Origin of the sequence: Pollutibacter soli, from assembly GCA_029269725.1 — a bacterium.
In the GTDB taxonomy this organism is placed as follows: domain Bacteria; phylum Bacteroidota; class Bacteroidia; order Chitinophagales; family Chitinophagaceae; genus Pollutibacter; species Pollutibacter soli.
This window is the reverse complement of the sequence record JARJHS010000001.1, coordinates 256,217-276,063: the sequence shown is the minus strand read 5'-3', so window position 1 is coordinate 276,063 and position 19,847 is coordinate 256,217. Positions and strand designations below refer to the sequence as shown.

At 42.5% G+C, this 19,847-nt stretch carries 11 protein-coding genes; 3 read left to right on the top strand and 8 right to left on the bottom strand.

What is annotated here, in order from left to right:
* Positions 1-12: 12 nt before the first annotated feature.
* On the bottom strand, positions 13-1,941 hold the full coding sequence (gene thrS, locus P2W82_RS01165; protein WP_336513995.1) for a threonine--tRNA ligase: 1,929 nt from the start codon (positions 1,939-1,941) through the stop codon (positions 13-15).
* A 331-nt stretch (positions 1,942-2,272) separates the two neighbouring features.
* On the opposite strand from thrS, the gene P2W82_RS01160 reads away from it, so the two are divergent.
* Together P2W82_RS01160 and P2W82_RS01155 are read left to right on the top strand one after the other, a co-directional pair.
* Positions 2,273-3,457 (top strand): hypothetical protein, encoded by a 1,185-nt coding sequence (locus P2W82_RS01160; RefSeq protein WP_336513994.1) that lies wholly within the window; start codon positions 2,273-2,275, stop codon positions 3,455-3,457.
* Between the two features lie 165 nt (positions 3,458-3,622).
* Positions 3,623-4,192 carry a DUF4126 domain-containing protein gene (locus tag P2W82_RS01155; protein ID WP_336513993.1) on the top strand — a complete coding sequence of 190 codons (570 nt, stop codon included), beginning with the start codon at positions 3,623-3,625 and terminating at the stop codon, positions 4,190-4,192.
* 228 nt (positions 4,193-4,420) lie between these two features.
* Here P2W82_RS01155 and P2W82_RS01150 read toward each other — a convergent pair whose 3' ends face one another.
* The 3 genes from P2W82_RS01150 to P2W82_RS01140 form a co-directional block, all read right to left on the bottom strand.
* Positions 4,421-6,034 carry a M20/M25/M40 family metallo-hydrolase gene (locus P2W82_RS01150; RefSeq protein WP_336513992.1) on the bottom strand — a complete coding sequence of 538 codons (1,614 nt, stop codon included), beginning with the start codon at positions 6,032-6,034 and terminating at the stop codon, positions 4,421-4,423.
* A gap of 98 nt (positions 6,035-6,132) precedes the next feature.
* Complete coding sequence (locus P2W82_RS01145; RefSeq protein ID WP_336513991.1) at positions 6,133-8,493, bottom strand: TonB-dependent receptor; 2,361 nt, start codon at positions 8,491-8,493, stop codon at positions 6,133-6,135.
* A 57-nt stretch (positions 8,494-8,550) separates the two neighbouring features.
* Positions 8,551-9,144, bottom strand: coding sequence for a DUF3347 domain-containing protein (locus tag P2W82_RS01140; RefSeq protein WP_336513990.1), 594 nt, complete (start codon positions 9,142-9,144; stop codon positions 8,551-8,553).
* Positions 9,145-9,229: 85 nt separating this feature from the next.
* Here P2W82_RS01140 and P2W82_RS01135 point away from each other — a divergent pair, with 85 nt between their 5' ends.
* Positions 9,230-11,176, top strand: a complete 1,947-nt coding sequence (locus P2W82_RS01135) for an ABC-F family ATP-binding cassette domain-containing protein (RefSeq protein WP_336513989.1) — start codon at positions 9,230-9,232, stop codon at positions 11,174-11,176.
* Positions 11,177-11,235: 59 nt separating this feature from the next.
* Here P2W82_RS01135 and P2W82_RS01130 read toward each other — a convergent pair whose 3' ends face one another.
* The 4 genes from P2W82_RS01130 to P2W82_RS01115 all read right to left on the bottom strand — a co-directional run bounded on the left by P2W82_RS01130 (position 11,236) and on the right by P2W82_RS01115 (position 19,832).
* Positions 11,236-14,946 (bottom strand): malectin domain-containing carbohydrate-binding protein, encoded by a 3,711-nt coding sequence (locus tag P2W82_RS01130; protein WP_336513988.1) that lies wholly within the window; start codon positions 14,944-14,946, stop codon positions 11,236-11,238.
* 787 nt (positions 14,947-15,733) lie between these two features.
* The gene (locus P2W82_RS01125) at positions 15,734-17,152 is read right to left on the bottom strand and encodes an MATE family efflux transporter (RefSeq protein WP_336513987.1); all 1,419 of its coding nucleotides are present in this window, start codon (positions 17,150-17,152) and stop codon (positions 15,734-15,736) included.
* 263 nt (positions 17,153-17,415) lie between these two features.
* Complete coding sequence (locus tag P2W82_RS01120) at positions 17,416-18,537, bottom strand: TIGR03364 family FAD-dependent oxidoreductase (protein ID WP_336513986.1); 1,122 nt, start codon at positions 18,535-18,537, stop codon at positions 17,416-17,418.
* Positions 18,534-19,832, bottom strand: a complete 1,299-nt coding sequence (locus P2W82_RS01115) for a DUF5690 family protein (protein WP_336513985.1) — start codon at positions 19,830-19,832, stop codon at positions 18,534-18,536. The genes P2W82_RS01120 and P2W82_RS01115 overlap by 4 nt, the downstream gene beginning before the upstream one ends.
* Between the last annotated feature and the right edge of the window lie 15 nt (positions 19,833-19,847).

The following is a 19,847-nucleotide window of genomic DNA, read 5'->3' as shown; positions in this document are numbered from 1 at the left end:
TTTGTTTATTTGTTATTGCCGGTCTTTAATTTCATCTCTTAATTTAAGGATAATTTCTGATAATGGCTGTGTTCCTGCGTCACCTTTTCCCTGTATACGCACAGCAACCGCATTATCATTTACTTCCTTCTCTCCGATGACAAACATGTAGGGAATTTTCATCAATTCAGTATCCCGTATCTTCTTCCCGATCTTCTCACTCCTGTCATCAATTTCAGCACGAATATCTGCTTTTTTCAGTTCCTCCAGTACTTTCCGGCTGTAATCAAGGAATTTATCGCTGATCGGCAAAATCTTCACCTGTACGGGAGATAACCACAGGGGTAATTTACCCGCGTAGTGCTCCAGCAGAAATCCAATAAATCTTTCATGTGTACCTAGCGGTGCACGGTGAATGATTAAAGGTGTTTCAGACTGATTATCAGCTGTTGTATAGTGAAGTTTGAAGCTCCGACCCTGCGAGAAATCTACCTGGTTAGTTGCCAGGGTAAACTCTCTTCCAATCACACTGTATATCTGTACATCAATCTTTGGACCATAAAATGCGGCTTCATCCTGAACTTCTACATAGGGTATCCCGGAAGAAATTAAAACATCACGAACCATTTTCTCGGTTTCTTCCCAGAGTTCAGGTTCGTTCACGTATTTAATTCCGAGTTTTTCTTTGGAATGAAGACTGAGCCGCATTACATATTTGTCGACACCGAAAATCTTAAAATATTTCAGATACATGTCATTTACTGCCCTGAACTCACTTTCGAACTGTTCCTTTGTGCAGTAAATATGGGCATCGTTCATGTGAAGACAACGCACACGCATTAATCCGAACAATTCACCGCTCTGTTCATAACGGTAAACCGTACCGTATTCTGCTATGCGGTAAGGAAGATCGCGGTAGCTTCTTGGTTCTGCATCAAAAATTTTATGGTGGTGCGGACAGTTCATGGATTTGAGATAGTACTTCTCTCCTTCCAGCTCCATCGGCGGATACATGCTGTCTGCATAGTAAGGCAAATGACCGCTGGTGAGATACATACTCTCTTTTGCGATATGCGGAGTAACCACGCGCTTGTAACCTGCTGCAGATTCTGTTTCTTTTGCCAGCTTTTCAAGCTCTTCGATGATCACTGTACCATTCGGCATCCACATAATCAGGCCCTGCCCAACATCATCATCCATAGTGTAAATACCCAGCTCTTTTCCAAGCTTGCGATGATCACGTTTCTTTGCTTCCTCGAGCAATTGCAGGTATTCATCGAGTTCTTTCTGACTTGGAAAACTCACGCCATATAACCTCGTGAGCTGCTTATTTTTTTCATCCCCTTTCCAGTATGCACCAGCAATATTGGTGAGTTTTACAGCCTTTATTAATCCTGTAGATGGAATATGTGGCCCTCTGCACAGATCAGTAAATCCGCCTTGCGTATAGAATGTGATCTCGCCGTCTTTAAGACCGTTCAGCAAATCAAGTTTGTACTCATCGCCTTTGTCTGCGAAATACTTAACAGCATCGTCTTTAGCGATTTCTTTTCTTAAGTAGGGATTGTTTTGTTTGGCTAACTCAGCCATTTTCACTTCCAGCTTACGCAGATCTTCTTCCGAGATGTGCTTGTCGCCCAGGTCCATATCGTAATAAAAACCTTTTTCCACAGGAGGACCTACCCAGAATTTTACACCGGGAAACATCGACTCCACTGCCTCAGCCATGAGGTGAGCTGTGGAATGCCAGAATGTGCTTTTGCCATTGTTGTCATCCCATGTCAGAAATTTGATCTGTGCATCAGCGTTGATCGGCCGGGATGAATCCCAGGGTTCGCCATTTACTTCTGCCACCAGCACTTTTCTTGCCAGCCCTTCTGCGATCGAACGGGCCACGTCCATAGGGGTTACGCCTGCTTCATACTCTCGAACTTTACCATCCGGAAAACTAATCTTAATCATTGTTCCTCTGCATTTACCGCTTATAAATCGGGAGTGCAAATTTAACGAAGTCTTGTGTACGGAACCGCTTATTTAAAGATAATTTGCCCGGAGATCAGGAAGTACCAGGAATTTAAAATATTGCTTATAAGAAATTTTTACTTTTAGCCAAATTCCAAAACAGTTGAACGGGTTCGGATAGCATCTCCCGGATGTAAGATCCAAATCGATAAATAAAGCCTTCCCGGATATTTCCTGTTCTGTGATGAATAATTATTCCGTCATATGTTGAATGTTAATATATTGGCACCTTCGCAGTTGACGCAACAACAGTTTTAATTTGTATAGCATAATGAGATATTTTCTTTTTCTTATTTCCTGTCTTGGTTTTTTTTCTTTTACCAACGGCCAGAATCTGAACGGCCAATGGACTGGCGGATTTGTAAGTGGCGGCGGCTTTCTGAGCGGCGAAACAGAATATGTGCTGGAACTGGAGGTGAGCGGATCTGAAGTTGGTGGATTTTCTTATACTTATTTTATCATCAATGGCAAAAGATGTTATGTGATTTGCAAACTCAGAGGAACTTATGAGGAAGGAAGTAAGTCGTTGTCAGTTACTGAAATTGCAAAAGTAAAATCCAATACACCGCCTGATTTTCGCGATTGTCTTCAAACACATATCCTTACTTTTTTCAAACAGGGTGATAAGGAAGTACTGAAAGGAAGCTGGAGATCAGCATCGGAAAACGATCGCTGCGGCACCGGTGCTACAGAACTTCAGCGCAAATTGTTGGTGAAGATCAGTCCTGCGCCAAACAAAAATCCGGCGACCAATGACAATGCAGCATCTGACACAAAACCTGCAGATAAAAAGCCGTCAGCTACTAATACAAAACCTTCAACCACTAAGTCCAATACAACAACAAAAAAGACAACTCCTCCACCGACAACGGCGAAAAAAACTACTCCGTCCTCTAAAACAAATCCGGCAACAAAATCGACCGCTTCAACGACAAAACCTGCAACTAAACCTGCCACCAAGCCTGCGACAAAACCACCCGCGACGTCAACTGTCAAAACAAAAGATACAGTAAACAAAGTAGCTACGCAGACCAGTCCGGAAAAGCCAAGGCCAACTGAGGAAGCGCCGGCAATCAGGGGAAAAATCCCATCTTACGGTGGTAATAAATTTGAAGCGAGGAATAAAAACATCATAAAAACAATCGAAGTTCCAGAGGCTGAGTTTACCGTTAATCTCTATGACAACGGGCAGATCGATGGGGATACGGTAACATTGTATTTCAACGGTAAATTGATTGTTTCAAAACAACGCCTGTCAACAACTCCCATCAGTATTAAAATAAAACTGGACGAAGAGAGAAATGACAATGACCTGGTAATGATTGCTGAAAATCTCGGTTCAATTCCACCTAACACTGCATTAATGGTGGTAACGGTTGGGGACAAACGCTATGAAGTTAATATTACTTCTACTGAGCAGATCAATGGTACAGTCAGGTTTAGACTGAGAGAATAAATTACAACTGCAGATACTGGTTCAACGTTAAACGTTGAACGTTAGCGTAAAACTGAACATTGAGCGGGATTTTTACATTTGATCCTCTTTTCCGCCTGCAGGTTCAGACGTTTGACGTTTGAACGTTTAACTTTAAACCTTTACATTTAGTAAAACCTAAAGTAAATGGATGCAGGATGGATAGTTAGTGTGGCGCTCGGGCTGGGATTAAGTGCCAGTGCAGGTTTCAGGGTTTTTGTTCCGTTACTGGTGGCTGCGCTGGCAGCGAAATTTAACCTTCTTCCATTAAATGAAAGTTTTTCCTGGCTGAGCAGCTGGCCGGCGATCATCTGTTTCGGTACCGCCTGTGTTGTTGAGCTGATTGCTTATTACGTTCCATTTATTGATAATCTTCTCGACGCAATTAATACTCCTCTTGCTATAACTGCGGGAACACTGCTCGCAACATCTGTAATGCCGGGCGACCAGGCTTGGGTGAAATGGGTCAGCGGACTCATTATTGGAGGAGGAGGTGCAGGTATTATTCACGCTGGAACTTCATTGCTGAGATTATTCTCCTCGAAAACAACCGCCGGAACTGCTAATCCGGTTTTAAGTACAGGTGAGCATCTGGCAGCTTTTTCAACTTCTATCGGTGCCGTTTTCATACCGTTGATTATTGGTGCAGTTGTTCTTGTACTACTCGTTTACATCATTTCAAAGTTGGCGTCTGTTTCAAAACGAAAATCGGGATAGAAAAAAAGAATTTTCGGTTAGGCTGCCGGGAAAGCTGTACAGATAGGTTTCCGAAAATTTTTTCGCCAGGTATCCGATACTTGCAAGTATCGGATACCTGGTGAATTTCGGCATTTCAACATTCTTGACTATGTTATTTTCCTCCAACAACAGATGTATTATTCTAGCCGTATAATGTAAAAACCCGGCAATGAAATCACCGGGTTTTCAATAAAATTTAGTTATCCATTAGAAGAATCCGGAACCTGTACCACGAGGTTCAGGTTTTGGTTTTCTTGGAATTTTTTCATCCATCATTGCCGTATTGTAAACAAATGCCGCAACAATTGTTGCGATCTGTTTTAAGTCATCACCAAGTAAATGATCATAAGAATCCATATTGGTGTGATGCGTTCTTGTGTTGTATTCGATAGGATCCTGGATGAACTGGAAACCGGGAAGACCTACACCATCAAAAGCCTGGTGATCAGTACCGCCTGTATTTGATACCGTTACCGTTGTTGCACCAAGATCAGCGAATGGCTTTAACCACTCTGTGAACAATGCTCTTACTGATTCATTTCCCTGGAGATAGATTCCACGCACTTTTCCTGTTCCGTTATCGATGTTATAGTACGCAGAAAATTTATCGTATTCGGGTTTTGTTTTCATATCTGCAGGATCAGCGAAATGATTTTTTACATAATTTCTTGAACCATGTAAGCCTTGTTCTTCGCCACTCCACAGCGCAATGCGGATCGTTCTTTTTGGTTTTACACCAAGTGTTTTCAGAATGCGTACTACTTCAAGCATTACTGCAGAACCAGCAGCATTATCTGTTGCACCAGTGGCGCTCTGCCAGCTATCGAGATGGCCGCCAAGCATCACGATCTCATCTTTTAATGACGGATCTGTCCCTTTAATTTCAGCTACAACATTGTACGATTTAGTGTCTTTCTTAAAGAACTCAGTCTGTACATCGATATCAATTTTGACAGGAACTCCTGCTTTTCCAAGACGAGAGAAAGTCTGGTAGTCTTCCATTGTCAACACCAGATCACTGATCCCTTCGGGAGTCTTTGGATCGTACGCATTTCTTGTTGATGGCCCCTGTACGAACAATGTACCATCATGACCACGCTGACTGCTAAAGATGGCGATTGCACCTTCTCTCTCCGCCATATCTTTCAAACGTGTTGCGAGTGAAGGAGCCATCATCCGGGCCATGTTCTCACGCTGACGTCGGGCTGCAGCTGTATCGGTCGGACGTTGCGCCTGTGGTGACAGTTTTGCTTCAGCCATTTTCGCAAGCTGTTCATCAGTATACCTGGTGGCGTCAGCAGTGAAAGTTGGTTTATAAGGATCATTCTTGTACAACATCACGATCTTGCCTTTCAGTTTACCCGCATAAGCAGCGAGTGTAGCCGAATCTTTCGCTTCAATCACCAACACTTCTGCCTGTTTCAATCCACCTGTACCTTTTGTCCATGTTTTCGGATAAGCAATAATTGGTTTGTAATAAGGGGCAGTTAACGCAACATAAGATTTCTTAAGCTCCCACCCCATTCCAAAATCGCCCCATGCTTCAAGAGCAGAATTTTCAAGACCCCATTTTTTCATTTCGTTTACAGCCCAGTTGGCTGCTTTCATATATCCGGGAGAGTTGGTGAGGCGAGGGCCGTTTACATCGGTAAGATTAAAAGCGATCTCCATTACTTTGGAATTTTCAAGACCTTCCTTGCGGATCTTACCAATCATTTCCTGGTCAATAGGTTTTACAACACCTCCATCAGGAATCGAAGTCTGTGCCCCTGCAATAGCAGACAGAAGCACGAATGATTGTGCAATAAAAAGTTTTCTCATGTTTTAAAAAATTGATTGCTAAAATTAACTAAAAGAAAGTCCAAAGGCTCAGCTCAGAGGAATTTAAAAGAAGGAAAAGTATGAACGGTCAATACAGATCAAAACTTAAAATTATAAGTTATTGATGGAATAATGGGAAACAGGGAAACCTGCTTCGCCTGTACCTGCAAAGAACCATCGTAAGGACTTCCCGACTGATCGAAATAAATAAAATAAGGATTCGCGCGGCTGTAAATATTATATATGCTGAATACCCAGCTACTCTTCCATCTTTTTTTGCTATTTGGTTTAGGAGTATACGTTGCTGCAAAATCCAACCGATGATACGAGTCCAGCCGATATTGGTTGATGTCGCTATACTCTTGTGTAAGTACACCCTCCATGATATAGAACCTTTCAGGCAATGTTGTCGCATTTCCTGTAGCAAATACAAAAACTCCTGAGAGTTTCCATTTGGGTGAAAGTTCATATATAGCTACAACTGAAAGATCATGACGACGATCATACTTTGCAGGATATTTATTACCCTGGTTCAGCTGCGGGAACTTACGCCAGGTCCAGGCCAGCGTATATCCGATCCACCCCGTCAGCTTTCCCCGTGATTTATTAATAAAGAATTCAGCACCATAACTCCATCCATCTCCAAACACAAATTCTTCCTCTGTATCCCTGATCGAAGGCGTATATCCCTCTTTGTATTCGATCTGGTTCTTCATCGATTTATAGTACACTTCAATGGATGTCTCAAATTTATTATCATCAAAATTCTTAAACATCCCTAAGGCATACTGCCAGCTGATCTGCGGATTAACCCGGTATGTACTCGGGACCCACACGTCCGTAGGCAGGGTTGTTCCTGCGTTGCTAACAAGATGTATGTATTGAAGATTTCTTGTAACTGCTGCTTTTACCGAGGTCTCTTCATCAAAAGCATACCTAATAGTAAGTCGCGGTTCGAGTCCTCCATAAGTTTTCACTACATCAGAGCTTCCATAGGAGACGCTGTCAAGTTTGTTTCCATCATCATCAGTCAGGTATTTTTTATAAGGACCTGTCTGTTGAAACCAACTATACCGTATACCTGCATTTACTTTTAATTTATCACTCAACTCCCAGTCGTCCTGTACATACAAAGCTGCTTCATTGGCAAATTTTACCTGGGAATTGTTAGGCTCAAACTCAGTTGTGTCCTGCTTTCCGGAGATTACTGATGGTGTAAACCTATGACGTGTATACAATCCACCAAACTTCATTTTATGTTTTGGAGAAGCATAATAATCAAAGTCTGATTTGAAATTCAGGTCCCTGATACCACTGCTGAGTTTTAGTTCGAAATTGCTTTGCTGGGCACCAAATTCGAAATTGTAATCATTGTATACCAACGTTGTATTGGCAAATAATTTCCTGTTGAAAACATGGTTCCATCTGGCAGTCATCGTAGCATTTCCCCAGGGGATTTGTATATCGAATGAACGCTTGGCATTTACAAAATCAAATACATCTCTTCCGAAATAACCGCTGAGATAAAGTCTGTCCTTATCAGAAAAACGGTAATTCACTTTTGCGTTCACATCATAGAAAAAATATCCGGAGCCATAAAAATTGCTGGACTTTTTAATGAATGGTTTCGCAAGAAGATCGATATAAGTTCTTCTTCCGGAAACAATGAAGGAGGCTTTGTCTTTTACGATCGGTCCCTGGATGGAAAGTCTTGAGGAAATCGTTCCTATACCTCCATCAATTTCATACTTCTGCATATTGCCATCCTTCATCGAGATATCCAATACAGAAGAAAGGCGGCCACCATATTGCGCCGGCATTCCGCCTTTTATCAAAGAAGTATTTTTGATGGCATCGCCATTGAAAATGGAAAAGAAACCGAAAAGATGGCCAGTATTATAAACAACTGCATCGTCCAGCATGATCAGGTTCTGATCCGGGCCGCCGCCGCGTACATATATGCCGCTATTACCTTCACCGGCGTTGGTAACGCCGGGCATCAATTGCAACGTTTTTAACGGATCGATTTCTCCGAATATCACTGGTACAGACCTGATTTTACTCATGGGTAAATCAATCTTGCCCATTTGCGCATCCTGCACATTGGCATCGCGCCTTTTTGAAGAAATTACTATTTCCTGGGAGAGACTGGCTTTAGGAAATGGGGAAAAGTTGATCGTCATATTTTCTTTCAGATCGATATCAACTTCCTGCGACAGATACCCTATGAAAGAACAAAGCAGTGTGTATTTTCCTGCGGGCAGCGTAATTGAATAAAACCCGTACAGGTTGCTTTTTACACCCCGCCCCTCACCTTTAACCGTAACCGAAGCACCAATTAAAGTTTCGCTGCTCAGCGAATCGCGGATATATCCACTGATGGTATATCGCTGCTGGGCCTGCAGGCACACGGAAGTTATAGCCAATAAAAAAAGAAAAAGATATTTTTTCATAGTCATTCTACACCAGGAATATCATGCAGAACACAAACTCATTTCACAACTCAGAGCTCATGATCAGCGATTGATTATGGAATCTGTAACCTCTCCGCAATGCAACATTCCGGCGGCGTATTTCGGATGTTTTTTGCCAAGGTATGGATTGACAACTTCCGGTGAGTTACTCAACCAGGTGGCTGCCTCAGTATCATTGAATGCCATCGGGCACGTCTGCTGGTAAATCTTATTTCCGCGATACTTCACCAGTGTCAACAGGTCGTGAAGATTTTCAGACACCATGCTGAAGCTTTTTCTTTTTTCATTGAGATCCGACTCACCCAAAAGACCTTTGGATTCCGCAGAAATATTTGTAAAAAGTGATCTGACCGGAGTGGCAGATAGCGTGTCATCATCCGGATAAAGACTATCGATATAGCTCACCAGATTTACCGCAGCTCTATTTACTGCAATAGTATCCGCTTCCACAAAACCATCTTTCAATACCAGGTATTCAGCAATGACAGGATTCAGGCTGCTGTCCATGGCAGATTGATTTTCAATCTTTTCGGCTGGAGCATTTTCAACCGAAGCACTTCCTTCCTTATTTTCCGCACCCTGGTTACAGGCGGAAAAACATATAAAACATAATATCAAAATGCTAATAATTCTCATATAAAAAAATTACAGGGGCAAAGGTAATTCAATGACCTGCTGTATTGTATTACATTTGCACTTTTATTTCATACCTGGAGGATTTATGTTAGCTGGTTTACAGAATGTTACTTTTGAATTTGGAGCCCGAGTGATTTTGGAAAATGCCACCTGGCATATACAACCGAATGAACGTATTGGTTTAATCGGGTACAACGGAACAGGAAAATCCACACTTTTAAAACTATTGACTGGCGGGTACCTTCCTTCTGCAGGAACGGTCGAGAAAAGTCGTAATACAACGATTGGTTACCTGCACCAGGATTTGCTTGGATTTGATACGGACGACAGTATCCTGCAGGTTGCGTTGGGAGCTTTTGAAAAGATTATCCAACTGGAAAAGGAAATTGAAGAACTCGGGAAATTGCTGGAAGCCGATTACGACGAGAAACAGCTGCTGGTGTATACTGATAAACTTCATGAACTTGAAACGCTTGGCGGATATACAATTCATCACCGGACTGAAGAAGTGCTGCAGGGTCTTGGATTTTCTCCGGAAGATTTGCAACGTCCCTATCGTCAGTTCAGCGGAGGATGGCGCATGCGCGTGTTATTGGCTAAGATGATCCTGCAGCAGCCCGATCTGCTCCTACTCGATGAGCCGACAAACCACCTTGACCTGCCATCTATCGAATGGTTGGAAAAATATCTTCAGCATTACCAGGGTGCAGTAGTTATTGTAAGTCACGATAAATATTTCCTGAACAGGATGGTTACTAAAATCGTGGAGCTTTACCAGCAGCAATTGCATTTTTATACCGGCAACTACGAATATTACCAGAAAGAAAAAGAGTTGCGCATGGAAATGCAGCAACGCGCATACGAAAATCAACAGGATTATATTAGGCAGCAGGAAAGGTTTGTAGAGCGGTTTAAAGCGAAAGCATCCAAAGCGGCCCAGGCGCAAAGTATCATGAAACGACTGGAAAAACTCGATCGCATTGAAGAAAGCAGTATCGAGCGCCCGGAGATCAGGATTAATTTCAGGGTAGATAAAACTCCCGGAAAAATCATTTGTACACTGAAGAATGTAAAAAAGAATTTCGGGCCATTGCAGATCCTGAAAAATGGTACGGCTGAAATTGAGAGAGGTGATAAGATCGCATTGATCGGTGCCAACGGGAAAGGGAAATCAACCCTGCTCCGCATCATTGCAGGTACAGAAAGTTTTGAGGGAGAGAGAATATGGGGGCATAATGTTGAAGAGAGTTTCTACGCACAGCATCAGCTCGAATCTCTTGGATTGTCGAATACACTGATTGAGGAAATGTTGCTTGCAGGAAGTCAGAAAACGGAATTGGAATTACGTACACTTCTCGGCTGTTTTCTGTTCAGCGGTGATGATGTTGATAAGAAAATTAAGGTGCTGAGCGGTGGTGAAAAAGCGCGTGTTGCACTTGCGAAAACAATTGTGAGCAAGGCAAACTTTCTTATACTCGATGAACCTACCAACCACCTGGATATGCATTCAGTAGATCTGTTGGTGGAGTCGCTGAATAAATACGAAGGCAGCCTGATACTTGTAAGTCACGATCGTTACTTTATTTCCAGAAGCGCCAATAAGATCTGGGAAATTGTTGATGGCGAGATAAAAGAATTTAAAGGTGGATATGAAGAATGGGTTGCCTGGAAAGAGCGGATGGAAAAACAGGCCAGTGCGAAAGCAAAGGCTGAACAGCCTGTGAAACCATCTTCACAGCCGGCGCCTAAAAAGGAAGTTCCCATTCCTGTGGCAGCGCCAAAAGCGATCGATAAGGAAAAGCAAAAACAACAACAAAAACTGCAGAAAAAATTCAGTGAGCTTGAGACGCTCATTGCCGGGCTTAATGAGAAAAAACAATTGGCTGAAGCTGAACTTGCTGATCCTTCCATTTACTCCAATCAGAATAAATTTTCAGAAACGGAAAAGAAGTATCAGTCGATTGCGGAGCAACTCGGCAAAGCCGAAAAAGAGTACGAAACTGTTTTTGAAGCGTTGATGAAAGAAGAATAGCTTTTAATATTCTAAAAAAAGCCGCTCATTGACGAGTGGCTTTTTTTAGAATCTGACTTCTATTGCACAATAATTCTTGAAATAAATACTTCAGTTCCTTCCCTGAGTTTTACCAGGTAAGTACCTTTTGAAATGCCCACCGGTAACGTGACAGTTGCTTGCCTGGCTGCCGTTGTCAACTGAGGAATTCTGTACACCAGCGATCCGTTTGTGTTGTATATAGTCAATTCCAGTCTGCCTCCTTTGTATCCTTCCGGCAACATCATTGTTATTGTGCTTGTAGTCACCGGGTTGGGGTAGATTATGAAACTACCCACGGCAGGTATTCGGAGCACCGATGTATCAACAGGAATTTTTCTCGCCAAAATAATCGGGTTGGTAATGATCTCAATAGCGGCCACCTGGGCATTATCAGTTATTGAAGCAAAACTGATATCGAGTGCGCTGTCGATTACATTGACATCTTTAAACTCCTGCACGAATAATTTCCCTGCACCACCTGCCTTCTTCACAATGTCAAAATTCGCAACCCTGATCTGTCTGGATTCAACATCGATATTGAATACCCTTTGTCCAACTGAAGTCCAGTACAGCTCTTTAAAGTACAATTTCAAGGTATAGCTGCCGCGCGGAACAGGAATACTATAGCTGAAATCACCAAAACGCTCTGTACCATCCACATTGTTTTCTCCTCTCCGGATACTTTCTGTATGGCTGTAAGAAGTGCCGCCTGAAAAATATTGATCAGCTTCCCATATATTTTCATCAAGTATTTCTGTTTCCCCTCCTGTATTGATACGGATATGCGTGTTGATGACAGTATCCGGCGGTGTAACCGTTACCACAAATTCATCTTCTGCAAAGAGGCCATCCACATCGGTAGCTGATATAGTAATTACAGATCTTCCTGTTCGGTTACGACCCAGCACAAGTGATAATTTTCCGTTTTTAATAACGGCGCTGGTTACTATCGCAGCGTTTGAATTTCTTTTCACACGTAGATTCAATTGGGCAAATCCGCGATTGTCTTTAAATGCCGAATCCAGTGATATCGCAGGGACCGTAGCATTTACTGCTGCCGTGATATCTTTCAATGGGATATGAACCACAGGAGGTTCCGGTGTGGGCTCGTTAATGGTAAGGGTAAACTCTTCTGTTGCCGAAAGGCCACCATCATCGGTTGCTTTCAACCTGATCCTTACCTTCCCTGATTTACTCTTAACAACATCCAGGTTTAAAGTCACTCCGGTTATTATTGCGGAAGAAATCATCGTACTGTCCGAGATGTAATCAACACTCAGTTTCAGCCGTGCAATTCCATCATCATCATAAAAAACTTTATAGATATTGATCAGCTTTTCTGCTTCTCCGAAGTTCATTTCCTGGTCTGGGATGGCCAATGAAACATAAGGAGGGTTATTGATCTTCATCAATTCAGGAGAGGAAATTTCGATGGCAGAAATCTTTGCATTATCGTATACCCCGGAAAAATCAATCTTTAAAGTATCATTTTTGACCTCGATGCTGTCGAAGCCTGCAATCACTGATTTTTGTGAACCGCCGGCTGATGCGATGATATCGAAGTTCTTCAGTGTATCCTTCATCCCGCCGATATTGACGTTAAAAACCCGCTCTCCTTTTTCTTTCCAGTAAATTTCTGCGAAATGAAGTTTTACATTGTAATTACCATTTGGCACCGGTATGGCATACATGAAATCTCCATAGCGTTCTGACTGATACAATTCAGGAAATTGCGTTCCGCCAATCGGTAAAGGCTCAGCATATTTTTCACCGCCGGTAAAATATTTGTCTGCCGACCATTGTATTCCATTTTTTACGATGCCAGGTCCACCACTATTGATTCGTACAGCAACGACAGGAACCGAATCGGGTAGATAAATCATCACATTGAAACTCTCTTCCGCAAATTGTCCGTCAGCATCAGTAGCACGAACCGTTATTTGTGCAAGCCCCGTGAGATCCGGAGTAATAATCAGGGAAAGACTGTCATTCTCTATTATAGTTGTGACCAGTATGCTGTCCGTATTTTTTACAACATCATAGTTCAATTCGTGCTGATCATCATCAAAAATATTATTCAGGTTGATGACCTTTCCTGGATAGTTGACTTTTTGTTTGATGTCAGTCAATGGGGTTTTTACCGTAGGTACTGTCTGTGTTTTTGAGATTATTTCTACATTCACGATATCATCCACATACAACGAATCTTTATCCATTGCCCGGATCGTAATATTTGTATTGCCGAGTTTATTAGCAGGCATGTTTATTCTCAACTCATTTCCAATAATAGCAGCTTTGGTTATTACAGAGCTGTCTGAGATATTATGAATAGAAAGTTCAAGACTATCAAAAGGCATATCGTCAATAAAAACGTCGCTGAGATCGATATCCAGAACACCAGAATTGACAGGAACTTTTCTATCGCTTAATGCTTCATCAACTTTTGGTGCCGTGGGAAGAGGTGGAACCACAGTAATAACGAATTCATCTTCTACAGAAAAACCATCAACATCTGTTGCCCTTATTTTTATAGACGAGTTACCAGTTTTTGATGGCTGCAACTTAATTCTCAATGTATCACCGGAAATAAAAGTAGAGGTAACAATTGCGGTATTCGATATACGTGTAACCGTGTAAGCAAGTCCGGTTATTGTGTTGTCATCTTTAAAATAACCGGTGAGATCCAGTATTTTTTCTGCGACATCGCTTATCACAGAAATATTTGGCAAGGGTCTGATAAGCGAAGGTGCAGAAGTCGCAGTCTCATCAACTATACTTAATGATTCCTGTGTTTGTAACTCATCAGCATATGTTTCTGTGATGTATCCCCAGCCACTCGCGATGTAAACGGTTCCTTTGTATAATAGGGCCTGGGTACCGTGCCGACCGGTCAGCATCGATGGCAGCTCAGTCCATGAGCCTATCACCGGATCAAATAATTCTACGTCAGGATGTGCGCCATTGGCATTGCTTTCGCCTCCGGCAACCAACAATTTGTTATCGATCACAACCCCGGCATTTCCTGCTCTTGGTGTCGGTATATCCGATGCTGGTGGTAAAGTACGCCAGGTGTTTGTTTCAAAATTGTATTCATCAACTGAAGATTCAGTATCGCCCAATAGTGATGTGAATCCTGTCTTTCTACCGGCGGCAGCATACAGTTTATTGTTCAGTACAGCAGCCTGGAAATGATCTCTTTCGTGCGGGGCATCAGCGAGTCGCAGCCATTCACCCGTAATCGGGTTGTAACTATCAGTCCAGTTTACCCATCCATCGGTATGTCCGTTCCTTATTCCACCGACGAGATAAATAAGATTGTTATGTACCACTGCACCAGCCGCACCGCGCCTGCGATCAACAGGGATTGCATTAACTTTCACTGACCAACGATTGATTAGCGGATCGTAGATATAAATATCACCAACGGGTTTCTCTTCAGGAAACCAATGAGTGAATGCACCGATGATATAAATTTTGTTCTGGAAGACTACCGCCTGGAAATGATGAAGCTCCTTATTTCCGGGAACAGGTGCGCCGGTAGTCCATGTTTTTGTTTCGGGATTGAAGATATTCAACGCTCTTTTGCCACGCCCGCCGATCAGGTAAAATTTTCCGCCAAATTCCACAAAGCCAGATTCATGTCTTGACTCCGGTAAAACATCTGAATTATTTACTACCTGGCTCCAGCTTTTTGCAATAGCAACTTGTTCCTGCCTGGGGCCGGATTGAGCCATGGAAACGACTGACATAAAAAGGAAAAATGCTGTCAGTGCAGTTCTTTCGAATACGAATCGGCCTTGCACTTTACAATGCGGCCAGGTTGAGCTTACCATAATAACCCAGAGTTGGGATTAAAAAATAGGGTTCCTACCGGAATTAATCCGGACCAGGTAATGATCGCAGGTTAGCTTTTGCAGAAGGTAAGCAGGACTGAACTTAAAAAACTACTGAAATTGCAAACAGAGGGTTACGAAGTTACTGGTCTTGGGAAGGATAGGTGGATAGATGATGTGGGTGTAAAAAGAATCCACATAAAATCATGCCAGTTGCTTCGTTAATTAAACAATTTCATCAGGCGCGAATTAAAAACCGGGCAACCTGGTACAGCAACTTTGTATTGGTTTAAGAAGGGTGAGGATTAAAAGAAAGCTGCTTGAACAGCTATTTGCAATTATCGTATTTTTTTCTGAAACATTGAGAATCCGGAGGTAATAAATAATCGATGATGGCAATAAGTAAGTTCTTAGTTCTTAGTTCTTAGTTCTTAGTTTATAGCCTCAACAGCCGGTTTTCAGTTTCCAGTTTTCGGAAGTTGTCATTTGTCAATTGATATAATAGAATGCATACAGGCTAAAGCCGTAAAATAAATGTTTCAAATACCATGTTGAAGCGCGGGGGAATTGAACTCTCTAATTATATTTTAGCGCTAAAAAGTTCTTTTGTCTTTTGCATACATAATACAACCATTCCCTTACTTCTGGGTTCCGGGTGTTACTATTGCCTTTTGCCTGCTTACTTTTGAATGGCTGTTCGGACTTATATCTTTACTTTCTTCCATTTTCCCTTCCTGAAAACATACCAGGCGGCCAAAGTAATGGCGGTTTCTGCTACAGGGATTGCAATAAATACTCCTGCCGGACCGAAGCCCAATGTTTTTGCAAGAAGATAGGCCAGTGGAATTTGTAAACACCAGAAGCCGAATATATTAATAACGGTAGGAGTGCGCGTGTCGCCCGAACCATTAAAGGCGTTTACAAATACCATCCCAATCCCATAAAAAACATATCCTGCGCTTATAATCCGCATTGCCTGTACCGCATACTTTGCGACAGCGGCCTCTTTCGTAAAGAATGCAACGATATATTCCGCAAGGACTAGAAAGATCAGTGACATCGCGGCCATAAAAACGGCGTTATACTTCGCCGTCTGGTTTACCGATTTCTCCGCACGATCGGGATTTCCTGCACCTAGATTCTGGCCTACAAGTGTTGCTGCTGCATTACTCATACCCCAGGCTGGAAGGATGAAAAACATAATGATCCTGATTGCAATCTGGTAACCTGCTGATGCTTCACTCTGACCCGTTTGTACAACCAATGCTGCCAATACAATCCAGCTTCCGGAACCAATGAGGAATTGCAGCGTTGCCGGCCATGCCACATTGATCAGCGATTTTATAAGATCCCAGGCAGGAACAAACATCCATCTCGCAAACCTGATGAGTGTTTTTCCATCAAACAGATGATAGAGCTGATAAAGTACGCCGATACCACGGCCTATCATTGTAGCAAATGCAGCACCTTTTAAACCCAGTGCCGGAACCGGACCAAGTCCATTGATCAAAATCGGGCAAAGAATGATGTTACAGATATTTGCGAGCCACAAACTTTTCATCGCCATCATCGCATTTCCCGCACCACGGAAAATTCCATTGATCAGGAACAGCAACATGATGACGGCACTGCTTGCAAATACAATTCTCGTATAGACGGTACCGGTAGCAATAGTTTCAGCTTCGGCTCCCATCAATCGTAATATATCAGCGGCAAAAATGATTCCCGCAATACTAATGACAACAGTGATTAATAATGAAACGATAATCGCCTGGACAGCAGAATGCGCTGCTTCAGAATAATTCTTCTCTCCTACCCGCCGTGCCACCATTGCTGTTGCTGCCATGCTTACGCCCATGGCAATGCCATATACAATCGTGATCACCGATTCTGTGAGCCCTACCGTTGACGTTGCATGCTTTCCAAGATGACTGACAAAGTAAATATCAACTACTGCGAATACGCTTTCCATGATCATTTCCAGCATCATGGGAATAGCCAGCAGGATCACCGCACGCTTTATACTTCCGGTAGTGTAATCATGTTCATCTCCGCGGAGAGATTCTTTTATGACTTGTATGAAGCCACCAACTTTATTATGCTCCCTGGTAATGGTCTGCATATAGAACTAAATTTAAAAAGTGAATCAGGTTATGTAAAAAAATACACCCGGATAGCAGGGAAAGGTAAAGGAGTTATTTCCGGGGAAATGGTACTCAACAAGACATTACCACAATGATAGCGATGTTCATAACCTGTTTTTGAATGGAAGGACAAATATAGGAAAGTTTATATTCATCAAAAACAGAAATCCCCTTATTTTTTTTGATTGAAGCATACCGCGATTAAAACCGGGGCTTAAAGAGATATTATTTCATAGCAGAATTATCCCGAAGCGATCAATTCCTCGCAAAGTCCAAAGCTCAATGTCATTCCTGCACCGCCAAGGCCATTAATAATTGTAACACCACTTTCCGGCTCCAATACACAGTGTGTTCTTCCGTCAGTGAGTTTCGTATATACACCATGCCATGATTCAGTTACGACCGGATTCGGAAACACTGTAAATGTTTTCAGGTAATCAAGGATCATTTCGTTGATAAAATGTCTGCCGAACGGATCCGGAGTTTGTCCATACTCATGTGAATCTCCGATTATGAGTTCACCGGCCTGCATCTGCGAAACCATTACGTGTATCCCCCAGCGTAAGTATTCAGGGTAATCGTCTTCAAATCTCTTTTTCAGGTCTGCTAGTGAAGGTGCCGCCTCAAAACTTTTGTAGTGTGCAAGTGACAGTGCTCCGCAAAGTGCAGGACCAATACGCCAATCACCAGGTTGCGCGATCATACGCATCATCTGGAGCTTACACCTCGTAACGGCCTGCATGCGAAACTGATTTCCATAAAAACCATCATAATCAGCACCGGTGCAAATAAAAATTTTATCAGCTTCCCATTCTTTTTCATTGCAGATGACTTTCGGATAATCGATCGCAGTAACAATTGTGCTGAAATGAAATTCTACTTTGTACTTTGACTTCAGAAATTCTGCAATTGCTGTGCTCGTCTTCCTCGGATCAACTATCATTTCATCAGCGCTATAAAGACTTCCCTTCAATCCTTTTTCCAGCACAGCTTCCGATCTGCAGATGGTGGCTTCTTTATTCAAGACCTTATATCCACGATGATGGAACACATCACCCAGTTCGCAAATGACTCTCCATTCAAGTTCGTCATAGGCCAGGTGAAGAGAGCCCACCGGATCATACCAGATGCGTGCCTCAGTACAAACCTGTTGCCATATCGACCTTGATCGTTTCGCTCGTTCGAACTCTGCACCTTCCCGTTGCCCAATGGGCCAGATCATTCCGAAATTCCGTACGCTGGCACCGTTGGCGAACGCATCTCTTTCAATTACGGTCACCCGATAATTCCGAACGGCCAGAGCTCTCGCTGTTGCAAGTCCGATGATCCCGGCACCAATAACTATGGCAGATTTTTTACTCATGATGCTATGTTTACCCCAAGCGCTCCCATCTCACCGGAAGTGACTATATTTTTTTGTTGAAATTTTTTTCTGAAATAAAAATAAGATACAACAGTAGCCGCCAGTGCGATCCCTGTTCCAACAACAACTACATTGGAATAAAATACAGTCCAGTTAATCTCTGCGGGAAAAAATGATTTTGCGATCATGATAGAAACACTTCCGAGATAACCAAAAGCATCGACAAGATAAATTACAAAACCGATATTGCCTTTGATCCGGAAACTGGCAATCATCCTTTCAAAAAAGATACAGTTGAAAAGAATGTATCCCAGGTAAAGTCCAATTCCGGTGACCTGCATCCATATAGCACCGCTGATAAGCTCGTTTATAAACAGTACCGATGCCAGCCCCGCTATTAAAAGCCCTGCAGCTATGATAGCGTGAGAGATCACTAAAGCTTTAAAATTTCTACGGATAAAAACAATCATACTCAGCAACAACAAAATAATAACAGCACTGATCGTTTCTGATTTTGCAAAAATTGAATAATCATTTCTGTATCCTAGTTCATCCCAGATATTCGACATATAATTGTCGCGTATATCCCGCATGACTGTCAGAATAAAATAAGTGATTGCAACAGCCACCAGACCGGTACCGAAATAGCGAAGAAAATTCCTCCTGTCGGCTTTATTCATCGGTTCTCGCACTGATTTTTCCAGGCGATCTTCTTCGTCAGGTTGAGGAAGTTTCTCCAGAAGAAAAACAAATAATGCCAGTGGCAAAACGAATATCAATCCGGTTGCAAAGGGCATCCAGAAATCGCTTACACCCCACCGTAAGCTCACCCACCTCGCCACTGTGCGTGTAAAACCCCCGGCAAATATGAAGCTGATGGCCATCACTGTACCGACAAAGTCTGTACCCCGTCGTCCTTCGATATAACTGAAGATGATACCCCACATGAACCCGAGCATAAATCCATTTACAAACAATAAAAGAATGCCCATCGGTGGCGGTACTAATGCAAAGAAGAACAGGCAAATCCAACTGATGCCAATTAACACTGCGCTGGTTTTCCATCGACCAATTCTTTTTAAACCGGATATGAATCGGATGCCGTAAAACTTACTGAGCATATAACCCAGCACCTGTGCAATGATCAGTAGCGTCTGGTACGGAACATTCCAGAATTTCAAACCTTCAAAATCCCCTACAGTAAATGGTTTGCGAAATGCATACACCGAAGAATAAACGAGAAATGCAACCAGGGAAGTATAAACGAGTCCTGCAAAACCGGAATAATTCTTCATGAAAATGTTTCGTGC

What these genes read in the sequence shown, in the direction of transcription:
- thrS (WP_336513995.1), bottom strand. Translation starts at nt 1,941, where the DNA reads ATGATTAAGATTAGTTTTCCGGATGGTAAAGTTCGAGAGTATGAAGCA.
- P2W82_RS01160 (WP_336513994.1), top strand. Translation starts at nt 2,273, where the DNA reads ATGAGATATTTTCTTTTTCTTATTTCCTGTCTTGGTTTTTTTTCTTTT.
- P2W82_RS01155 (WP_336513993.1), top strand. Translation starts at nt 3,623, where the DNA reads ATGGATGCAGGATGGATAGTTAGTGTGGCGCTCGGGCTGGGATTAAGT.
- P2W82_RS01150 (WP_336513992.1), bottom strand. Translation starts at nt 6,034, where the DNA reads ATGAGAAAACTTTTTATTGCACAATCATTCGTGCTTCTGTCTGCTATT.
- P2W82_RS01145 (WP_336513991.1), bottom strand. Translation starts at nt 8,493, where the DNA reads ATGACTATGAAAAAATATCTTTTTCTTTTTTTATTGGCTATAACTTCC.
- P2W82_RS01140 (WP_336513990.1), bottom strand. Translation starts at nt 9,144, where the DNA reads ATGAGAATTATTAGCATTTTGATATTATGTTTTATATGTTTTTCCGCC.
- P2W82_RS01135 (WP_336513989.1), top strand. Translation starts at nt 9,230, where the DNA reads ATGTTAGCTGGTTTACAGAATGTTACTTTTGAATTTGGAGCCCGAGTG.
- P2W82_RS01130 (WP_336513988.1), bottom strand. Translation starts at nt 14,946, where the DNA reads ATGTCAGTCGTTTCCATGGCTCAATCCGGCCCCAGGCAGGAACAAGTT.
- P2W82_RS01125 (WP_336513987.1), bottom strand. Translation starts at nt 17,152, where the DNA reads ATGCAGACCATTACCAGGGAGCATAATAAAGTTGGTGGCTTCATACAA.
- P2W82_RS01120 (WP_336513986.1), bottom strand. Translation starts at nt 18,537, where the DNA reads ATGAGTAAAAAATCTGCCATAGTTATTGGTGCCGGGATCATCGGACTT.
- P2W82_RS01115 (WP_336513985.1), bottom strand. Translation starts at nt 19,832, where the DNA reads ATGAAGAATTATTCCGGTTTTGCAGGACTCGTTTATACTTCCCTGGTT.